This is a genomic window from Amycolatopsis lurida (assembly GCF_900105055.1).
GTDB classification, from domain to species: Bacteria; Actinomycetota; Actinomycetes; order Mycobacteriales; family Pseudonocardiaceae; genus Amycolatopsis; species Amycolatopsis lurida.
In genome coordinates this window covers 2,102,557-2,118,773 of the sequence record NZ_FNTA01000004.1, presented here as the reverse complement: position 1 = coordinate 2,118,773, position 16,217 = coordinate 2,102,557, and the positions used below count along the sequence as shown (strand labels likewise).

The 16,217-nt window shown below is 68.4% G+C and carries 18 protein-coding genes and 1 pseudogene; 8 read left to right on the top strand and 11 right to left on the bottom strand.

Going from position 1 to position 16,217, the window contains the following annotated elements; translation table 11 throughout:
• Window positions 1-8 precede the first annotated feature (8 nt).
• The 4 genes and pseudogenes from pip to lpdA all read left to right on the top strand — a co-directional run.
• Window positions 9-947, top strand: a pseudogene (gene pip / locus BLW75_RS15030) (prolyl aminopeptidase); the annotation flags it as partial.
• Window positions 948-1,013: 66 nt separating this feature from the next.
• The gene (locus BLW75_RS44190) at window positions 1,014-1,421 is read left to right on the top strand and encodes a nitroreductase family deazaflavin-dependent oxidoreductase (RefSeq protein WP_425266434.1); all 408 of its coding nucleotides are present in this window, start codon (window positions 1,014-1,016) and stop codon (window positions 1,419-1,421) included.
• A gap of 63 nt (window positions 1,422-1,484) precedes the next feature.
• On the top strand, window positions 1,485-2,255 hold the full coding sequence (locus tag BLW75_RS15025; protein WP_034312755.1) for a lysophospholipid acyltransferase family protein: 771 nt from the start codon (window positions 1,485-1,487) through the stop codon (window positions 2,253-2,255).
• 47 nt (window positions 2,256-2,302) lie between these two features.
• Window positions 2,303-3,688, top strand: coding sequence for a dihydrolipoyl dehydrogenase (gene lpdA, locus BLW75_RS15020; protein WP_034312753.1), 1,386 nt, complete (start codon window positions 2,303-2,305; stop codon window positions 3,686-3,688).
• Window positions 3,689-3,730: 42 nt separating this feature from the next.
• On the opposite strand, the gene BLW75_RS43945 is transcribed toward lpdA, so the two are convergent.
• On the bottom strand, window positions 3,731-3,874 hold the full coding sequence (locus BLW75_RS43945) for an AMED_5909 family protein (protein ID WP_277814966.1): 144 nt from the start codon (window positions 3,872-3,874) through the stop codon (window positions 3,731-3,733).
• Here BLW75_RS43945 and BLW75_RS15015 point away from each other — a divergent pair.
• Window positions 3,815-4,318, top strand: a complete 504-nt coding sequence (locus BLW75_RS15015) for a transposase (protein WP_395766735.1) — start codon at window positions 3,815-3,817, stop codon at window positions 4,316-4,318. The two genes, BLW75_RS43945 and BLW75_RS15015, sit on opposite strands and share 60 nt — an antisense overlap.
• Here the strand turns inward: BLW75_RS15015 and BLW75_RS15010 are convergent.
• Window positions 4,315-4,764: a hypothetical protein gene (locus tag BLW75_RS15010; protein WP_034312750.1), complete on the bottom strand. Its 450-nt coding sequence runs from the start codon at window positions 4,762-4,764 to the stop codon at window positions 4,315-4,317. The two genes, BLW75_RS15015 and BLW75_RS15010, sit on opposite strands and share 4 nt — an antisense overlap.
• 345 nt (window positions 4,765-5,109) lie before the next feature.
• On the bottom strand, window positions 5,110-5,481 hold the full coding sequence (locus BLW75_RS15005) for a PH domain-containing protein (RefSeq protein ID WP_026467493.1): 372 nt from the start codon (window positions 5,479-5,481) through the stop codon (window positions 5,110-5,112).
• Between the two features lie 84 nt (window positions 5,482-5,565).
• On the opposite strand from BLW75_RS15005, the gene BLW75_RS15000 reads away from it, so the two are divergent.
• On the top strand, window positions 5,566-6,336 hold the full coding sequence (locus BLW75_RS15000; protein WP_034312747.1) for an FHA domain-containing protein: 771 nt from the start codon (window positions 5,566-5,568) through the stop codon (window positions 6,334-6,336).
• A gap of 19 nt (window positions 6,337-6,355) precedes the next feature.
• Here BLW75_RS15000 and BLW75_RS14995 read toward each other — a convergent pair whose 3' ends face one another.
• The 3 genes from BLW75_RS14995 to BLW75_RS14985 all read right to left on the bottom strand — a co-directional run bounded on the left by BLW75_RS14995 (window position 6,356) and on the right by BLW75_RS14985 (window position 8,937).
• Window positions 6,356-6,652 carry a hypothetical protein gene (locus BLW75_RS14995; protein ID WP_034312745.1) on the bottom strand — a complete coding sequence of 99 codons (297 nt, stop codon included), beginning with the start codon at window positions 6,650-6,652 and terminating at the stop codon, window positions 6,356-6,358.
• Between the two features lie 75 nt (window positions 6,653-6,727).
• On the bottom strand, window positions 6,728-7,807 hold the full coding sequence (locus BLW75_RS14990; protein WP_198935742.1) for a winged helix DNA-binding domain-containing protein: 1,080 nt from the start codon (window positions 7,805-7,807) through the stop codon (window positions 6,728-6,730).
• Between the two features lie 2 nt (window positions 7,808-7,809).
• Window positions 7,810-8,937: an epoxide hydrolase family protein gene (locus tag BLW75_RS14985; protein WP_034312742.1), complete on the bottom strand. Its 1,128-nt coding sequence runs from the start codon at window positions 8,935-8,937 to the stop codon at window positions 7,810-7,812.
• Window positions 8,938-8,999: 62 nt separating this feature from the next.
• Here BLW75_RS14985 and BLW75_RS14980 point away from each other — a divergent pair, with 62 nt between their 5' ends.
• Entirely contained in the window at window positions 9,000-9,953 is a 954-nt protein-coding gene (locus tag BLW75_RS14980) for a helix-turn-helix transcriptional regulator (protein ID WP_034312739.1), read from the top strand.
• Here the strand turns inward: BLW75_RS14980 and BLW75_RS14975 are convergent.
• Window positions 9,931-10,392 carry a GNAT family N-acetyltransferase gene (locus tag BLW75_RS14975; protein ID WP_034312737.1) on the bottom strand — a complete coding sequence of 154 codons (462 nt, stop codon included), beginning with the start codon at window positions 10,390-10,392 and terminating at the stop codon, window positions 9,931-9,933. The genes BLW75_RS14980 and BLW75_RS14975 overlap by 23 nt on opposite strands.
• Window positions 10,393-10,491: 99 nt before the next feature.
• On the opposite strand from BLW75_RS14975, the gene BLW75_RS14970 reads away from it, so the two are divergent.
• Entirely contained in the window at window positions 10,492-11,403 is a 912-nt protein-coding gene (locus tag BLW75_RS14970) for an NADP-dependent oxidoreductase (protein WP_034312735.1), read from the top strand.
• A gap of 56 nt (window positions 11,404-11,459) precedes the next feature.
• Here the strand turns inward: BLW75_RS14970 and BLW75_RS14965 are convergent, their stop codons facing one another.
• The 4 genes from BLW75_RS14965 to pstC form a co-directional block, all read right to left on the bottom strand.
• A complete protein-coding gene (locus BLW75_RS14965; RefSeq protein WP_091597629.1) occupies window positions 11,460-13,016 on the bottom strand; it encodes a substrate-binding domain-containing protein in 1,557 nt (518 codons plus the stop codon).
• A complete protein-coding gene (locus BLW75_RS14960; RefSeq protein WP_034312994.1) occupies window positions 13,013-13,804 on the bottom strand; it encodes a phosphate ABC transporter ATP-binding protein in 792 nt (263 codons plus the stop codon). The genes BLW75_RS14965 and BLW75_RS14960 overlap by 4 nt, the downstream gene beginning before the upstream one ends.
• Before the next feature lie 101 nt (window positions 13,805-13,905).
• The gene (gene pstA, locus BLW75_RS14955; RefSeq protein ID WP_034312732.1) at window positions 13,906-15,030 is read right to left on the bottom strand and encodes a phosphate ABC transporter permease PstA; all 1,125 of its coding nucleotides are present in this window, start codon (window positions 15,028-15,030) and stop codon (window positions 13,906-13,908) included.
• Complete coding sequence (gene pstC / locus BLW75_RS14950) at window positions 15,030-16,019, bottom strand: phosphate ABC transporter permease subunit PstC (RefSeq protein WP_034312731.1); 990 nt, start codon at window positions 16,017-16,019, stop codon at window positions 15,030-15,032. The genes pstA and pstC overlap by 1 nt, the downstream gene beginning before the upstream one ends.
• Window positions 16,020-16,217: the final 198 nt, after the last annotated feature.

The window sequence follows — 16,217 nt, the reverse complement described above, 5'->3', positions numbered from 1 at the left end:
TGGCGGACATGCTCGGCCTTTACCCGGAAATCGAACCTTACGTCCAAGGGATGTTGCCCGTCGGTGACGGCAACGAGATCTATTGGGAGGAATGCGGCAATCCCGAGGGCAAGCCGGTGATCTTTCTCCACGGCGGCCCCGGTGGCGGTTCGAGTCCGAGACATCGCAGGCTGTTCGACCCCGAGCGGTACCGGATCGTCCTTTTCGATCAACGCGGTTGCGGGCGCAGCACGCCGAACTGCGCCACCCCGGAGGCCGATCTCTCGGTCAACACGACGTGGCATCTGGTCGCCGACATCGAGCGCTTGCGCGAGCACCTGGACATCGAACACTGGATGGTCTTCGGCGGTTCGTGGGGGAGTGTGCTCGGGCTGACCTACGCGGAAACCCACCCCGGACGCGTCACGGAACTCGTCCTCCGCGGCGTCGCCACCTTGCGGGTCAAGGAACTGCAATGGATCTACGGCGGGGGCGCGGCGTTCCTCTTCCCCGAGGCGTGGTCGCGTTTCCTCGCCCCGGTGCCGTATTCGCGCCGCCAGGACAACCTGATCGAGGTCTATCACGAACTGCTGAGCCACCCGGATCCGGCGGTGCACGGCCCCGCCGCGATCGCGTGGAGCCGCTGGGAGGGGGAGACGGTCAAACTGCGCCCCCAGGACGAGGTGATCGACGCGTTCAGCGATCCTTCGTTCGCCCTCGCGATCGCGCGCATCGAGAATCACTACTTCCGGCACGGCGGCTGGCTGGCCGAAGATCAGCTGCTGCGCGACGCCGGGAAGCTCCGGGACATCCCGTGCGTTCTGGTCCAGGGACGCTACGACGTGGTCACCCCGGCCATCACCGCGTGGGAGCTCAGCCAGGTGCTGCCCACCGCGGAACTGGTGATGGTCGGCGGTGCCGGTCACGCGTTCGACGAACCCGGCATCCTGCACGAGTTGATCAGCGCGACCGACCGATTCGCGTCAGACTGGCGGGGCGCCGGTACACCCCAGGACGAGGAGAGGAACGCAGACATGCTTTTCGGTGACGAGCACGTCCGTCGCTACGAAGAGACCGACGGCGAGGTGGGCCACGACTGGGAGAAGGGCGCGCCCTGCCTCATCCTCACGACGAAGGGCCGCAAGACCGGCGAGGACCGCAAGTTCGCGCTGATCTACCAGTTCGACGATGACGACAACCCGGTGATCGTGGCGTCCAAGGGCGGCGCGCCGGAGGACCCGGGCTGGTACAAGAACCTGCAGGCCAACCCCGAGGCCAAGGCCCAGGTCAAGGCGGACAAGTTCACCGTACGGGCCCGGACCCTCGAAGGGGAGGACCGCGCGAAGCTGTGGGAGAAGCTCGCCGCGGTCTGGCCGGACTACAACGAGTACGCGAAGAAGACCGACCGTGAGATCCCCGTGGTGGTGCTCGAGCGCGTGTGATCCGCGCCGCGTTCGCGCGCGGTTGCAGCCGAACCGGGGCTGGTTCGGCTACGAATTACGTCCATGGTGCTGAGACCCCGTGAACGCTGGACCGCGCTGAGCCCCGTTTCGGGTGACCTGCTGACGTTCCGCCAGATGATCGCCTTCGGCCGGCGCTTCGCCCGCGCCGGCCGGGGCGCCTGGTTCGCCTTCGCGATCAACGTCGTGTGGCCGTTCCTGGTGCTGTTCACCCGCTTCCGGGTGCGCGGCGGGGAGCACCTGCCCTCGTCGGGCGGCTTCCTGGTCGCGTCGAACCACCTCTCGTTCGCCGATCCGACGACGGTGACCGCGTACTGCCTGGCGCACGGACGCGTGCCGCGCTACCTGGCGAAGGCGAGCCTGTGGGACGCGCCCGTCACCGGCTCGGTGATGCGCTCCGGCAAGCACATCCCCGTCTACCGCGGCGCGGCCACGGCGTCCGACGCGTACCGCGACGCCGTCAGCGCCGTCCGTGAGGGTGAATGCGTCGTCATCTTCCCGGAAGCGACCTTCACGGATCACCCGGACGGGTGGCCCATGCGCGGCAAGACCGGGATCGCGCGGATCGCCCTGGAGACCGGCGTCCCGGTGATCCCGCTGGCGAACTGGGGCACACACCACCTGCTGCCGTCCGACGCCGTGCTTCCGCGCGCCTTCCCGCGCAAGACGGTGAACCTGGCCGCCGGGCCGCCGGTGGACCTCTCGGATCTCATGACGCCCTCGCCGTCCCGTGAGGTGCTGGAGGAGGCCACGAAGCGGATCATGACCGCGGTGACCGACCTGCTGATCGAGATCCGCGGCTCGCGCCCCGAGTAGGCAGTCTCACCCTTCGGACCCTCCCGGTGAGGGGTAGGTTTCGAGGTATGAGTGCACACTATGACGTCGTTGTCCTGGGGGCCGGAGTCGGCGGTTACGTGGCGGCGATCCGGGCGTCGCAGCTGGGGCTGAGCGCGGCGGTCGTGGAGGAGAAATACTGGGGCGGCGTTTGCCTCAACGTCGGCTGCATCCCGTCGAAGGCGCTGCTGCGCAACGCCGAACTCGCGCACATCGTGACCAAAGAGGCGAAGTCGTTCGGGATCCAGGTCGAGGGGAAGGTCAGCTTCGACTACCAGGCCGCCTTCGACCGCAGCCGCAAGGTCGCGGACGGGCGCGTCAAGGGCGTGCACTTCCTGATGAAGAAGAACAAGATCACCGAATACGACGGGCACGGCACCTTCCTCGACGCCAACACCATCGAGGTCAACGGCGAACGGGTCACCTTCGACCACTGCGTGATCGCCACCGGCGCCACCGCGCGTCTGCTGCCGGGCACCACGCGCAGCGACCGCGTGGTCACCTACGAACAGCAGATCATGGAAAACGAGCTGCCGGAGAGCATCATCATCGCCGGCGCGGGCGCGATCGGCGTCGAATTCGCCTACGTGCTCCACAACTACGGCGTGAAGGTGACCATCGTCGAGTACCTCGACCGGATGGTCCCGCTCGAGGACGCCGAGGTCTCCGCGGAACTCGCGCGCCGCTACCGGAAGCTCGGCATCGAGGTGCTGACCTCCACCAAGGTCGAGTCGATCGACGACACCGGCGAGCAGGTCCTCGTGACCGTGTCGAAGAACGGTGAGCAGCGGGTCCTGGAAGCGGACAAGGTGTTGCAGGCCATCGGTTTCCAGCCGCGGGTCGAGGGATACGGCCTGGACAAGACCGGCGTGGAACTGACCGAGCGCGGCGCCATCGCCGTCGACTCGCGCGGCCGCACCAACGTCCCGCACATCTTCGCGATCGGCGACGTCACCGCGAAACTGATGCTCGCGCACGCGTCCGAATCCATGGGCGTCGTCGCCGCCGAAACCATCGCGGGCGCCGAGACCATGGAACTCGACTTCGTGATGATCCCGCGCGCGACCTACTGCCAGCCGCAGATCGCCAGCTTCGGCTGGACCGAAGAACAGGCGCGCGAAAAGGGCTTCGACGTCCAGGTGGCGAAGTTCCCCTTCACCGCCAACGGAAAGGCGCACGGCCTCGGCGAGGCTGTCGGCTTCGTGAAGATCCTCAGCGACGCGACGCACGGCGAGCTGCTGGGCGCGCACCTGATCGGCCCCGAGGTGACCGAACTGCTGCCGGAGCTGACTTTGGCGCAGCAGTGGGACCTTACGGTGCACGAAATCGCGCGGAACGTGCACGCTCACCCGACCCTTGGGGAAGCGGTCAAGGAAGCCGTGCACGGCCTCGCGGGCCACATGATCAACATGTAAGGCCTCGTGAGTGGTAAGGACGGTTAGAACCGTCCTTACCACTCACGAGTTGCTTCTCGCCGCGTCGATTCGTGCGGCTAACTCCTCGGCCTTGCGTTCCTTGAAGCCCGCCCAGTACCTGAGTTCGTGGTGGTGCGATCGGTCCACCTCGGACACTTCTCGGTACATCCCGTGGCGGCTGAGCACCAAGGACCACTTGGTTGTGGACGGGTGGGCCTGCCGATGCGGTTCCTGCTCACCCCGGGCCAGGCTGACGACAGCCCGCAGCTGGTCCCGCTGCTGGACGGCATCACCGTCGCCCGGATCGGTCCCGGCCGGCCACGCTGCCGACCGGAGACGGTGATCGCGGACAAGGCGTATTCGCATCCGTCGACCCGCCGGGCGATGCGAGACCGGCGGATCAAGTTCGTCAGTCCGGAACGGGATGACCAGATCGCCCGCCGCACAGCCAAAGGCCGCAGCGGCGGGCGACCACCAGCGTTCGACGCCGAGGCCTATAGACAGCGCAACGTGGTCGAACGGTGCTTCAACCGGCTCAAGCAGTTCCGCGACCGCGCCGCCTACTACCAGGCCGAACTCACCATCGCCGCGATCGTGTTCTGGCTCCATGACTCACAAGACACGCCCTAGGCCACCTTGATCACCTTCTCCGCGGCCGTGCGAACCGCGTTCAGCACGCCGGTGGCCCACTCTCCGGTCGACTCGTCGGTGAAGTCACTGGGTGTGGTGCCGACGAGCATGGTGGCCGCGCGGGCCAATGCCGCTGCCAGCTGCCCGATCGCGTCGGCGCCCGGGTCTACCCAGCTGTCGCCGTGAGAGTCGGATCTGATCGCCACAGGCAGGTCGGCATCGGCAAAACTGGTACTGGCGCGCCTTGACGCGGTGAGCAGATTGAGAAGCTGGTCGGCGAGCGCGTCGCGCAGGCGCCGGAAGCCGTGGGCTTGAACACCGTAGCCGCGGGCCAGGTACTGCTGGTCGGTCGCGAGAAGTACCCGCCTGGCGACCGCTATCGATTCTTCCCGGAGCATCTGGTTGGTCTGCTCGCACATCCTGGCGTACTCGGACTCAAAGGTCATGTCCCAATTCTGCCCTGGCCTGCGCGCGACGGGGGCCGCCGCGAGTCGTCCGTCTGGACACACGTGTCGTCCATCGGATCACGCGAGTCGTCCATGCAGTCACGCGAGATGGCCATTCGCGCACGGCGGTGGCGGCTGGCGCTACCGTCCCGAGACGCTCACGACACGCAGGCCAGCGTTGCGAAAGCCACTTTCGCAACGCCCCGGAGCCGGCGGGAGTCGCGTCGCCCAGGTGGGTCGTGAGTGGTAAGTGACGCTAGAACGTCACTTACCACTCACGACCCACCCGGCCCAACGCCTACCGCAGCCCACCCGACGCAAGTAGGTGACCAATTGCGGGAGGGGCTAAAGCGTGTGGGTCGCGATCAGTTGGCCGATCGCCCGGATGTCCGACCCCCGGAATTCGAGCCGCACGTTCCCCAGCCCGCTGAACCAAAGGTCCAGCTCGGCGTCGAGATCGAAGGTGCCCGCGGTTTCGATCGAGAAGGCCTGGATCCTGTTGTAAGGCAGCGAAGTGAAGTCCTTCTTCTTGCCCGTCATGCCCTGGACGTTCACCGCGATCAGCCGCTTGTTCGTGAACACCACGAAGTCGCGCACCGCCTTGAACGACGAGATGATCTCCTCGCCGGGGATGATGATCGGCTGCACCGTGGGCGCGATGTCCTTCGGCTTGCACGGCGTGAGTTTGAAGACGGTGTCCTTGGAAAAGTCAATCATGTACTCCAACATACGGGCGAACGCGACACCGGGACCCGTCCCCGGCGGCGTCCCGCATACTGCCGGGGAACAGGAGGAGGCACGATGAAGCGGCTCACGACGACGCACGAGAGCCTGGCGCTCGGCGTGCCGCCGTCGGCTCCCGGCGCGGTGTTCGCGCTCACGCTCGCGGGCGGCGTGTCCGTCGACCCCGGCGAGGGCGGCGAGATCACTTTCGGGCGTAATCGGCCGCAGGTCGACGTCTGTGTGGGGGAGAACGACCTGCAGGTCAGCCGCAGGCACGGGCTGCTGAACTTCGCCGACGGGCAGTGGTGGGTCAGCAACACCGGCCAGCTGCCCATCCGCTTGCCGAATTCCCGCTGGCTGTCCCGCGGCGAGGAACCGATCCCCCTGTCGGACGGGTACACGCCGCTGTTCGTCCGCGGTTCGGGCAGGCGGGAGCACCTGCTCGAGTTGTACGTCGCGGGTCCCGAGGGCGGACAGCCCGTCACCCGGCACGACGACGTCACCGTGCCGCCCCGCCGGTGGCGTCTCAGCGCGGAAGAGCGCCTGGTCCTGGTCGTCTTCGGGCAACGGTATCTGCTGCACGACCTCAATCCGCAGCCGTTGTCCCGTCAGCAGACGGCCGAGGTGCTCGCCGAACTCAGGCCCGGTGAGACGTGGACCGCCCGGCGCGTCGAGCACGTCGTCATCGACGTCCGGGCGCGGCTGTCCGCCGGCGGTGTCTTCGGTCTGCGGCGCGAAGAAGTCGGCGAGCCGGTCGGCAACACGTTGAACGACAACCTGCTGCGAGAGCTCGTACTGTCCACGACCCTCGTCCCACCGGATCTCGCCCTGCTCGAGGCGCTCGACTGAGTGTGTCCATAGAGGACGGTCAGCTCACGCCTTCCATCGCCGTCTTGGCGACGTCGCTTCCTCTTTCGGCCTCGCCCGCGACCTTCACCAGTGCCGCGGTCGCCTGATCCCGGCTCTCTTCGGCCTTCACGCGTCCCGCCGAGGCCGCGTTCACGCCGAAGAAGGCACCCACCACGGTGCCGATCACCGTTCCCGCCGCGGTGATCACGGCCGTGACGTCGGAGGTGTTCGGGTACCGCCAGACCGCCGCGACCGCGATCACCGCGAGTGCGCTCAACCCCGCCAGCACCGTCATGAACCCGTAGTTTTTGCTCATCGCCCGCTCCCTTCAGGCTCTACGCGCCATGCTTCGCCCGAACGCCGCCCGTCGTTACGGCAAAAGGCCGGACCGTTATCCGTCGAGGTCGAAACGGATGTCGGGGGCCGAGCCCGGTACTACGAATTCCAGGAGCCGGGCGCCCTCTTCGGCGATCGAATCCTGATCCCGCAACGGCTTTCGCGATTCGATCGTCAGAGTCGCCCCTTTGATCGCCCAAATGGCCAGGAATTCACCGTCGACGAGCAGGGTCCCCCGGCGGCCGCCGTTTCCCGGAGGCAATGGCACTCGGCGGCCGTCGGGGATCACCCGCGCGCGGTCGGCGTGGGAGAGCAGGACGTTGTCGTACTCGGGCAGGAATCGAGGCGGTGCCGGGGTTTCCGGGTCGGGGCGCGGTGCGTCGGGAAGGTCGAACAGTTCCTTCCCCGCAGCGTCGCGGAAGGTCATCAGCCGGGGACGGAGCCGCTCGAAGACCTCCTTGAGCCTGGTGAGCCCCGACCAGACCTGCGCGTCCCGGACGGTCGCCGGGCCGAACGCCGCGAGGTAGCGCAGCACCAGGTCGTCGAGGGTGATGCCGTCCGTGAACGGTGCGCCGACCCAGTCTTCGAGCAGGGCGAACGCGGCAGGCCCGGTCTGGCCCCACAGGCCACGCGGGGTCACGTGCGCGAGCGGGAGCAGGCTGTTGACCGCGTAGCCGAGCGTGGGCAGGTCCGCGCCGGGCCACCGGGGCGCGAGCGCGGTCCGGATTTCGGCGCGTGTGCGGGGCCGCTCGGACAGCAGGGCCTTCCCCGCTTCGGCGACCGCTGCGAGGTCGAGTCCAGCGATCTCCCGCGAGTAGTGGCCGAGGAAACCGCGCTCGACCACCGATTTGACGGTCGGCCACAGGGCGAGGCCGTCGGCGGCCGTCACCAGGTGCACCGTCCCGCGCATCAGCGTCGACCGGACGACCTCGCGGGCGGCCAGCGGTTTCGCCAGCTCGTCCACCTGGAAATCCCCAAGCCGCGACCACAGGCCGACATAGGACGAGTCGGGGGCCTGAGCCTGGAGACCTGCCAACCGCTCGATCGCGGTGACGGCGGGAAGATCGGCGCGCTCGAGCAGGAACTGCCTGGCCAGGGTCGCGCGGTTGAGGGCCCGGGGGCTCAGCTGCTCCATCGTCAGACGCACTTTCGCAGGAAGGAACGGAGGTCTTCGGCGAACAGGCGGGGAACCTCCATCGCCGGGAAATGGCCGCCGGTGTCGTACTCGGACCAGTGTTCCACCGGGCCGTCCTGGAGACTCCGGATCGTGGTGTCCCCGGCGAAGACGGCGATCGCCCGCGGCGGACCGGCGGGCGCCTCGCTCCAGCCGCCCTGGGACATCTGCCGGTAGGCCTCCATGCCTTCGTACACGGCGTGCGCGGAGGAGGCGCCCGCACCGGTGAACCAGTACAGGCTGACCGCGGTCAGCAGGTGGTCGCGATCGACGGCCTCGTCCGGCAGCGCCTTGGCCGGATCGGTCCATTCGGCGAACTTCTCGACGATCCAGGCGAGTTGACCGGTGGGGGAATCGTTCAGCGAATAGGCCAGCGTCTGCGGCCGGGTGGCCTGAAGGTGCAGGTAGCCGAGGCCGTCGGACTGGAACCGGTTGAAGCGTTCGCCGCGCTCGCGGTCCTCGTCATCGAGGCCGTCCAGCTCGACGGCCGGGCCGAACGGCATCCCCGCGCTGGTCCCGGTGAGGTGCACGCCGACCACACGGTGCGCGGCGATCATCGACAGGACGCCCGCGACTCCGGCGCCGGCGTCGGTGCCGTGCACACCGAAGCGCTCGTAGCCGAGGCGGTCCATCAGCGTGGTCCACGCCTGGGCGACGCGGAACAGGTTGCCCCAGCCGGGGCCGCTCACCGGGTTCGAGAACCCGTAACCGGGCAGGGACGGGATGACCAGGTGGAACTCGGTGCCGAGTTCCTCGACGACTCGCCGGAATTCGAACGGCGAGCTGGGCCAGCCGTGCGTGAGGAGCACCGGCAGCGCGTCCGGGGAGGTCGAGCGGACGTGCAGGAAGTGGATGGTCTGGCCGTCGATCTCGGTGGTGAACTGCGGGAACTCGTTCAGCTCGGCTTCCTGTGCGCGCCAGTCGAAGCCGTCGGCCCAGTACTCGGCCAATCCCTTGAGGTAGGCGACCGGGACGCCTCTGCTCCAGTCGCCGGTGACCTCGCGGGGCCAGCGGGTGCGGTGCAGACGGTCCTTGAGGTCGTCGAGTTCGGCCTGGTCGATGGCGATGCGGAAGGGCTTGATGTCGGTCATGGGGCTAGATTAGGAACGATTGCGGAAAGTTTCGTTCCGCGATCGCGGACAAGGTGGGATTCATGGCGGAAACTTCGGCGAGGCTGCTGCGACTCCTGTCGTTGCTGCAGGCCAGGCGCACTTGGACGGGCCCGGAACTGGCGGATCGGCTCGACGTCACCACCAGGACCATCCGGAACGACATCGAGCGCCTTCGTGGCCTCGGCTATCCGGTCGGCGCCACTCCCGGCGTCTCCGGTGGCTACCGCCTGGGCGCCGGCGCGGCGATGCCGCCACTGCTGCTCGACGACGAGGAGGCCGTCGCGGTGGCGATGGGCCTGCGCACGGCCGCGGGCGGCACGATCGCGGGGATCGAGGAGACGTCGGTGCGCGCGCTGGCGAAACTGGAGCAGGTGTTGCCGTCACGGCTGCGGCATCGGGTCGCGGCGCTGAACTCCGCGACGCTCGCGGTGCAGGGCGGCGGCCCCACGGTGGACGCCGACGTGCTCTCGGCCATCGCCGCTGCCTGCCGTGACCGCGAGACCCTGCGCTTCGATTACGTGGGACACCACGGCTCCGAGACACGAAGGCAGGTCGAGCCGCATCGCGTCGTGCATATGAGCCGCCGGTGGTACCTCGTCGGCTGGGACGTCGACAAACAGGACTGGCGCACGTTCCGCGCCGATCGGGTGCGGCCGCGGACACCCAACGGGCGGCGGTTCGAGGAGCGCGAACCACCTGAAGGCGGCGTGATCGCCTACCTCCAACGAGGCGTCGGCGCCGCGTTGTGGCGGCACCACGCGACGATCCGGCTGCGGGCCCCGGCCGCCGAAGCCGCGGCGAAGGTACCGCCCGCCGTTGTCGTCGAAGCCCTCGACGAGCGGACCTGCCTGCTCAAAGCCGGTGCGGACACGCTGGAGTACCTCGCGCTCTACCTGGGCCTGCTCGACACCGACTTCGAGGTCGTCGACTCGCCGGAATTCGCCGGGCACCTGCGCAAACTGATCGGCCGGTTCAGTCGTGCGGTGGGTGCTTGACGTCGAAGACCAGTTCCGGGCGCTCCCAGGTGATCTTCGGCGGACTGGGCGGTACGACGCCGACGCGGCGGGCGCCCATCCGCTCGTAGAACCCGGCGGCCGGCGGATGGGAGACGACGCGGAGCTCGGTCATACCGAGGTTCGCGGCCTCCCCGAGCATGTGCTCCACCAGCCACGCGCCGATGCCGGTGCCCTGCGCCGAATCGGCGACGAACAGCAGATCCAGCTCGGCCGGATACTCGATCAGGCTGTAGAAGCCCACCACGTCCCGCTGCGCGTGCGCGACGAACGCGGGATGGGTGGCGAGGTAGTCCTCCGTGACCTGGTAGTTCTCGAGGATCGACGCGTACTCCCCTTGGTAGGCGGCCGATTCGTGCATCAGCGTCGTCAGCCTGCCGGCGTCGGAAGCGTTTGCCCTGGAGATGCGGTAGCTCGTCACGAGCGCAGCTTAGAACGTCACACCGACAGTTCTTGACCTCCAGCTATCTGGAGGTATGAGGCTGGGTTCCGACAGCCGGGGACGAACTGGAGGAACAAGATGAAAGCGGCCGCGTTCACGGAAGCCGGTGGCCCGGAAGTACTCCGGGTGCTGGAGTTGGAGGAGCCGCACGCCGGGGCGGGGGAGGTCCGGGTGCGGGTGAAGGCGGCGGGGGTGCAGCCGTACGACGCGGCTGTGCGGGCGGGCTGGGAACCCGCGGGCCTGGAGCTGCGTTGGCCGCGTGTCCCGGGGAACGAGTTCGCCGGGGTCGTCGACGAGGTCGGTTCCGGGGTTACCGGCCTCGTCGCGGGGGCCGAGGTGCTCGGCTTCACCGCCGTTCAGGCGTACGCCGAGTACATCGTGGTGCCCGCGGAGAACGTCACGCCGAAGCCGGCGGAGATGCCGTGGGAGGTCGCGGGCGGGTTCACGGCGGGCACCCAGACGGCGTACCTGGCGCTGGACGCGCTTCGGGTCGCCCGTGGCGAGACAGTGCTGATCCACGGGGCGGCCGGTTCGGTGGGGACGGCCGCCGTCCAGCTCGCGGTGCTGCGCGGGGCGAGGGTGATCGGGACGGCGAGCGAGGCGAACCAGGAGTACGTCCGTTCGCTCGGGGCCGAAGCGGTGGTCTACGGGGATGGCCTCGCCGACCGGGTGCGTGCCCTCGCGCCGTCCGGTATCGACGCGGCGCTGGACGGCGCGGGCGGAGCCGCCTTCGATCTTTCCCTGGAACTGGTCGGGAATCCGGACCGCGTGCTCACCTTGGTCGAGCACGGGCGCGCGCCCGAGGTGGGGGCGCGACTGATCACCGGCACCCGGTCGGCCGAGCGGCTGGGGATGCTGGCGTCGTTGTACGCCAAGGGGGAACTGCGTTTCCTGGTGCGCCGGACGTATCCGTTCACCGAAGCCGCGGCGGCGCACCGGGAGATCGAGACCGGACACGGGCGGGGCAAGATCGTGCTGACCTTCCCGTGAGGTCGACCTCGTGAGTGGTAAGGACGGTTAGAACCGTCCTTACCACTCACGAGCCCCTAAGCACCCCGCAGCTTCCGGATCACCCCGCGCACCACCAGTGGCGTCACAATCGCGACGAAGAGCACCAGCGCCGCCCAGCCCCCGAAGCCGCCGAACCCGCCCTCGTCGTAGGACGCCGGTGCGGCTTCCCGCCAGTTCTTCGAGCCGCCGCCCGCCGATTCCTCGTCGGGGTTCGCCGTCGCGGTCGCGGTCTTGTCGCCGGTGGCCCGACCGTTCGCGGGCCCGGCCGACTTGCTCGGTCCGGCGGCGCCCTGTCCGGTCGCGGGTTTGCCGTTCGGGGCGAGGATCCCGGCGGTCACCAGCGGGTCGGGCGGGCTGGTCGCGCCCGCGCCGAGACTGCCGCGGAAGGTCGGGTTGGCGCAGTTGCTCGCGTTCAGTTGTTTCGGTGGCTGCCCGGTGAGCCGCGAATTGGAGTTCATGATCTCTTGCGACAGGTTCGGCGGCAGCGGCGAGTAACCGATCCGGGCCATGTTGATCTGGCCGTCGCAGGCGACGTGTTCGAGGAACGCGGTCATCGTGTCGGTCTTGCCCTGGTCGCCATAGCCGCCGCGGCAGGTGTCCCGGCCGCTCGTACACGGCATCATGATGTAGGAGTACGCCGAAATGGGGTACGTCTTCGGGTCGGCGTTCGAGTAGACCTTGTCGAGTTTCTGGCTGAGGTCCGGGCGGAGTTCCGCGAACTTCAGCGCGGAGGCGATGTTCTCCGCATAAGGCTGCGTGTACTGCCCCGCGCCGTTCTGCACCCATGCCGACGGCACGTTGTGGCGCTGCGCGTAGGCGAATTCGTCGTAGGCGATCGAGAACGGGATGGTCGCTTTGCCGATGGCCTGCGCGATCTGGTCCGAGTCCGCGAGCAGCCGGTACCAGTCGGCGTCCGGTCCTCGTTCGGGGAGCTGGATCGGGCGCACCCCGGCGGGCAGGCTGCCCATCCCGTTGCCGACGTTGCGGGAGACGAAACGCTGGTACGCGTCGGGTGCCGCGTGCGCGACGAAGTCGTAGAACAGTGCCGTCGTCCCGGACTGCCCGGTCCGGCCGACCAGCGTGATGGGCTGGTCCGGCAGCGACTTCCCGCCGTTGGTCGCGGTGATCGCCGGATCGCTCCAGCGGGTGATGTCCCGGCTGAAGATGCGGCCGATCACCTCGCGGGTCAGGTGCAGGTAGTCGACCCGCTTCCCGGCCTGGTCGGTGACGTTGTACATGACGGCGACCGCGCCGGCGACGTCCGGGACGTACTGGTAGCCGCGGGTCTGCGCGGTCACCCCGCCGCCACCGGCCGCGAGGAGCGAGGAGACCTCGGCTTCGGTCCCGCCGAAGTCGACCGTCCGGTCGCCGTACTGGTTGACCCCGGCGGGTGAGTTGGTCGCCGAGTAGTTGACCGGGATACCCCGCGACGTCGCGCCGTTCTGCCAGTCGGTCATCGCCACGCCGACGTAGCTGGACCCCGAGCCGGTGACCCTGCTGAGCGCGGCCGCGCCGGGCGCGCCCGCCACGGAGATCGAGAGCAGCAGCGCCGAGACCCCGGCCAAAGCGCCCACTCTGCGCAAGGCCGTCATCCGAATCGCCCGTTCACGTAGTCGAAGGTGCGTTCGTCCGACGGCGCGTTGAAGATCGTGTCCGTCGGACCGTGCTCGATCACCCGGCCGGGTTCGTTCTCGGCCGCGAGGAAGAACGCGCAGTGATCCGAAACCCGTTGGGCCTGCTGCATGTTGTGCGTGACGATCACGACGGTCACCTCGTGCCCGATCTCGGCGATCGTCTGCTCGATCCGCCGGGTCGACGTCGGGTCGAGGGCGGAGCAGGGCTCGTCCATCAGGAGCACGTTCGGCTGCACCGCGAGCGAACGGGCGATGCAGAGCCGCTGCTGCTGCCCACCGGAGAGAGCGCCGCCGGGCGAGCTCAACCGGTCGCGGACCTCACGCCACAGCCCGGCGCGTTCCAGACTCTGTTCCACGAGCGCGTTCTTGTCGTCGCATTTGACGCCGGCGAGTTTCAGTCCGGCGAGTACGTTGTCCCGGATGGACATCGCGGGGAACGGGTTCGGCTTCTGGAACACCATGCCGATGCGCAGCCGGACCTGCTGCGGCCGGGTTCCGTCGGCGTAGATGTCCTGGCCGTCCAGCAGGACTTCACCGGTCAGCGACGCCGACGGGACCAGCTCGTGCATCCGGTTGAGGATGCGCAGGAAGGTCGACTTGCCGCAGCCCGACGGACCGATCAGCGCGGTCACCTCCTTGGCGGGCATCCGCAGCGACACGCCTTCGAGGACCAGCCGGTCGCCGAACCAGGCACCGATTTCGCGCGACTCGAGTTCCGCCGCGCCGGGCGGCGGGCCGCCGGTCAAGGTGACCTGAGGCCTGCCGTCGGCGTCGCGGGGGGTGAGATAGCCGGTGGAGTAAGGATTCTCCTCATTACCGTCCACGGTGGACAATTCGGTGGTGTCGGTCACCGGTTCTCCTTCGTTCTTTTCGCCTTGCGCTTCGACCGGTCGCGCCCGACGATCCTGGCGATCGCGAACAGGCCGAAGATGAGCAGGATCAGCACGAGCGCGCCGACGTAACCGCGCTGCTGGACGTTCTCCAGCGGCTGCTTGATGAAGCGGTAGATGAACAGCGGGATGCTCTCCTGCGGCGCGGAGAACGGGTTGGCGTTCATCGCGAGCGAGCCGAACGAGGTGAACAGCAGTGGTGCCGTTTCGCCTGCCACCCTGGCGATCCCGAGGATCACGGCGGTGGTGACGCCGGTCCGCGCGGTGGGCAGGACCACCGACCACACCGTCCTCGCGCGGCTCGCGCCGAGTGCCAGCGACGCCTCGCGCAGGCCGTCCGGGACCAGCCGGAGCACCACGTCCACGGTCCGCGTCACCGTCGGCAGCATGACCATCGTCAGCGCCAAGGTGGCCATCAAACCGTTGTAGCTGAACAGTCCCACCCCCGCCTGGATACCGGGGATGATCAGCGCCGCGTAGATGAACAGACCGGCCACGATGGACGGGAGACCGCTCATCGCGTCGACCATGATCCGCACCGGGCGGCGGAACCTCGACCGCGTCTCGTTCAGGAAGATCGCGGTGAGCACCCCCAGCGGAACGACGAACACCAGCGTCAGCGCGGTCTGCTGAAGCGTTCCGACGACCGCGTGCAGACCGCCGGTCGCGGTGACCGGATCGGTCGGCGCGACCGCGGACATGTCGTGGGTGAAGAAGCCCAGGCGCAGATACGGCGCGCCCTCGATCACGATGTAGGTCAACAGGAACAGCAACGGGACGAGCAGGGTGAGCGCCCCGGAGACCACGATCGTCGAGACGAGCCGGTCCGACGCGGCGAGCCTGCCGAGACGGTCGCGGGTGACCAGGTAGAGCATCGCCAGGTACAGCAGGTAGGCGACGATCAGATCCGCCAGCCAGCCGGGCGAATCCAGCAGCAGATGCATGACGAACCAGGTGAGCAGGGTGGCCGACACGGCGCAGCCGAGCGCGGCCAGCCGATCCTGCCGGGTGGTCTCCGACGGGCGGCGTTTGACGAGTTTGCGCGGGCCGGACGAGACCGGGGGAGTGAGTGTCGTGGTCATCAGGCATCGACTCCCGCACCGGACCGGCTCTTGGAAATGATGACCGACGCGGTGAAGTTCGTGGCCAAGGTGAAGACGAACAGCACCAGGCCCGCCGCCATCAGCCCGGACAGCGAAAGGCCGGAGGCGCCGGAGTTGTTGGCGATGAACCCGGAGATGGTCGCGCCGCCGAACTGGAGGACGTGCTGCGTGATCTCCGGAACCTGGGGCAGTAGCAGGGAAACGGCGATCGTCTCGCCGAGCGCGCGGCCGAGCCCGAGCATCGAACCGCCGATGATGCCACCCCGGCCGAAGGGCAGCATGACCGTTTTGACCATCCCCCACCGAGTACTGCCCAGTGCGAGCGCCGCTTCCTTTTCCCCGGGCGGAGTCTGCGCGAACACCTCGCGGATCACCGAGGTCGTGATCGGGAGGACCATCAGGGACACCACCAGCCCGGCGATGAACATGGACTGGATGTACAGCGTGTTCTCCTTGGACGCGAACAGGGGGAACCAGCCGAGGTTCTCGGTCAGCCACGTCGACACCGGGACGATCTGCGGGCCGAGGAAGCTGAATCCCCATAAGCCGTACAACAGGCTGGGAATGGCCGCGAGCAGGTCGACGAGGCCGGTGAGGAAGCCGCGGATCCGGCCGCTCGAGTACTCGGTGATGAACAGCGCGGCCAGGATGCTCAGCGGGACGGCGACGAGGACCGCGATGAGCGCGACCACGATCGTCCCGTAGAGCAGGCCCAGCACACCGAGTACGCCGGAGGCCGGGTCGAACCGGATGGTGGTGAAGAACCCGAAACCGCTGTTGTCGAAGGCGGGCCCGGACCGGTAGACCAGGAAGAAGCCGATGACCAGAAGGATGCCCAGCATGGTCAGCCCGGCGCCGGTGGTGACGCGGCGGAACGCCCGGTCTGCCCGGGAAAGGACTTCGGTGATCGCCCGCCGCACCGGGGTTCCCGGTGGCGACGGGTCGGGCCGGGGTGGCGCGACGGTCACGAGCGGCCTTCCTTCGTATCGGTGGGCAAACGAGTTCAGGGCACACCACGTCGCCCCTCGATGCGGCCAGTATGTGGTGCCCGAAACCGCGAAAGGTGTCCAAGCGGAGAACGCCCGACGGGGCGCGTGTGAATCTGTGCCGGGGCGGGTCCGGGTGCGGTTGACCCCGAACGGGCGACTCGGGGACGTTGGTTCCGG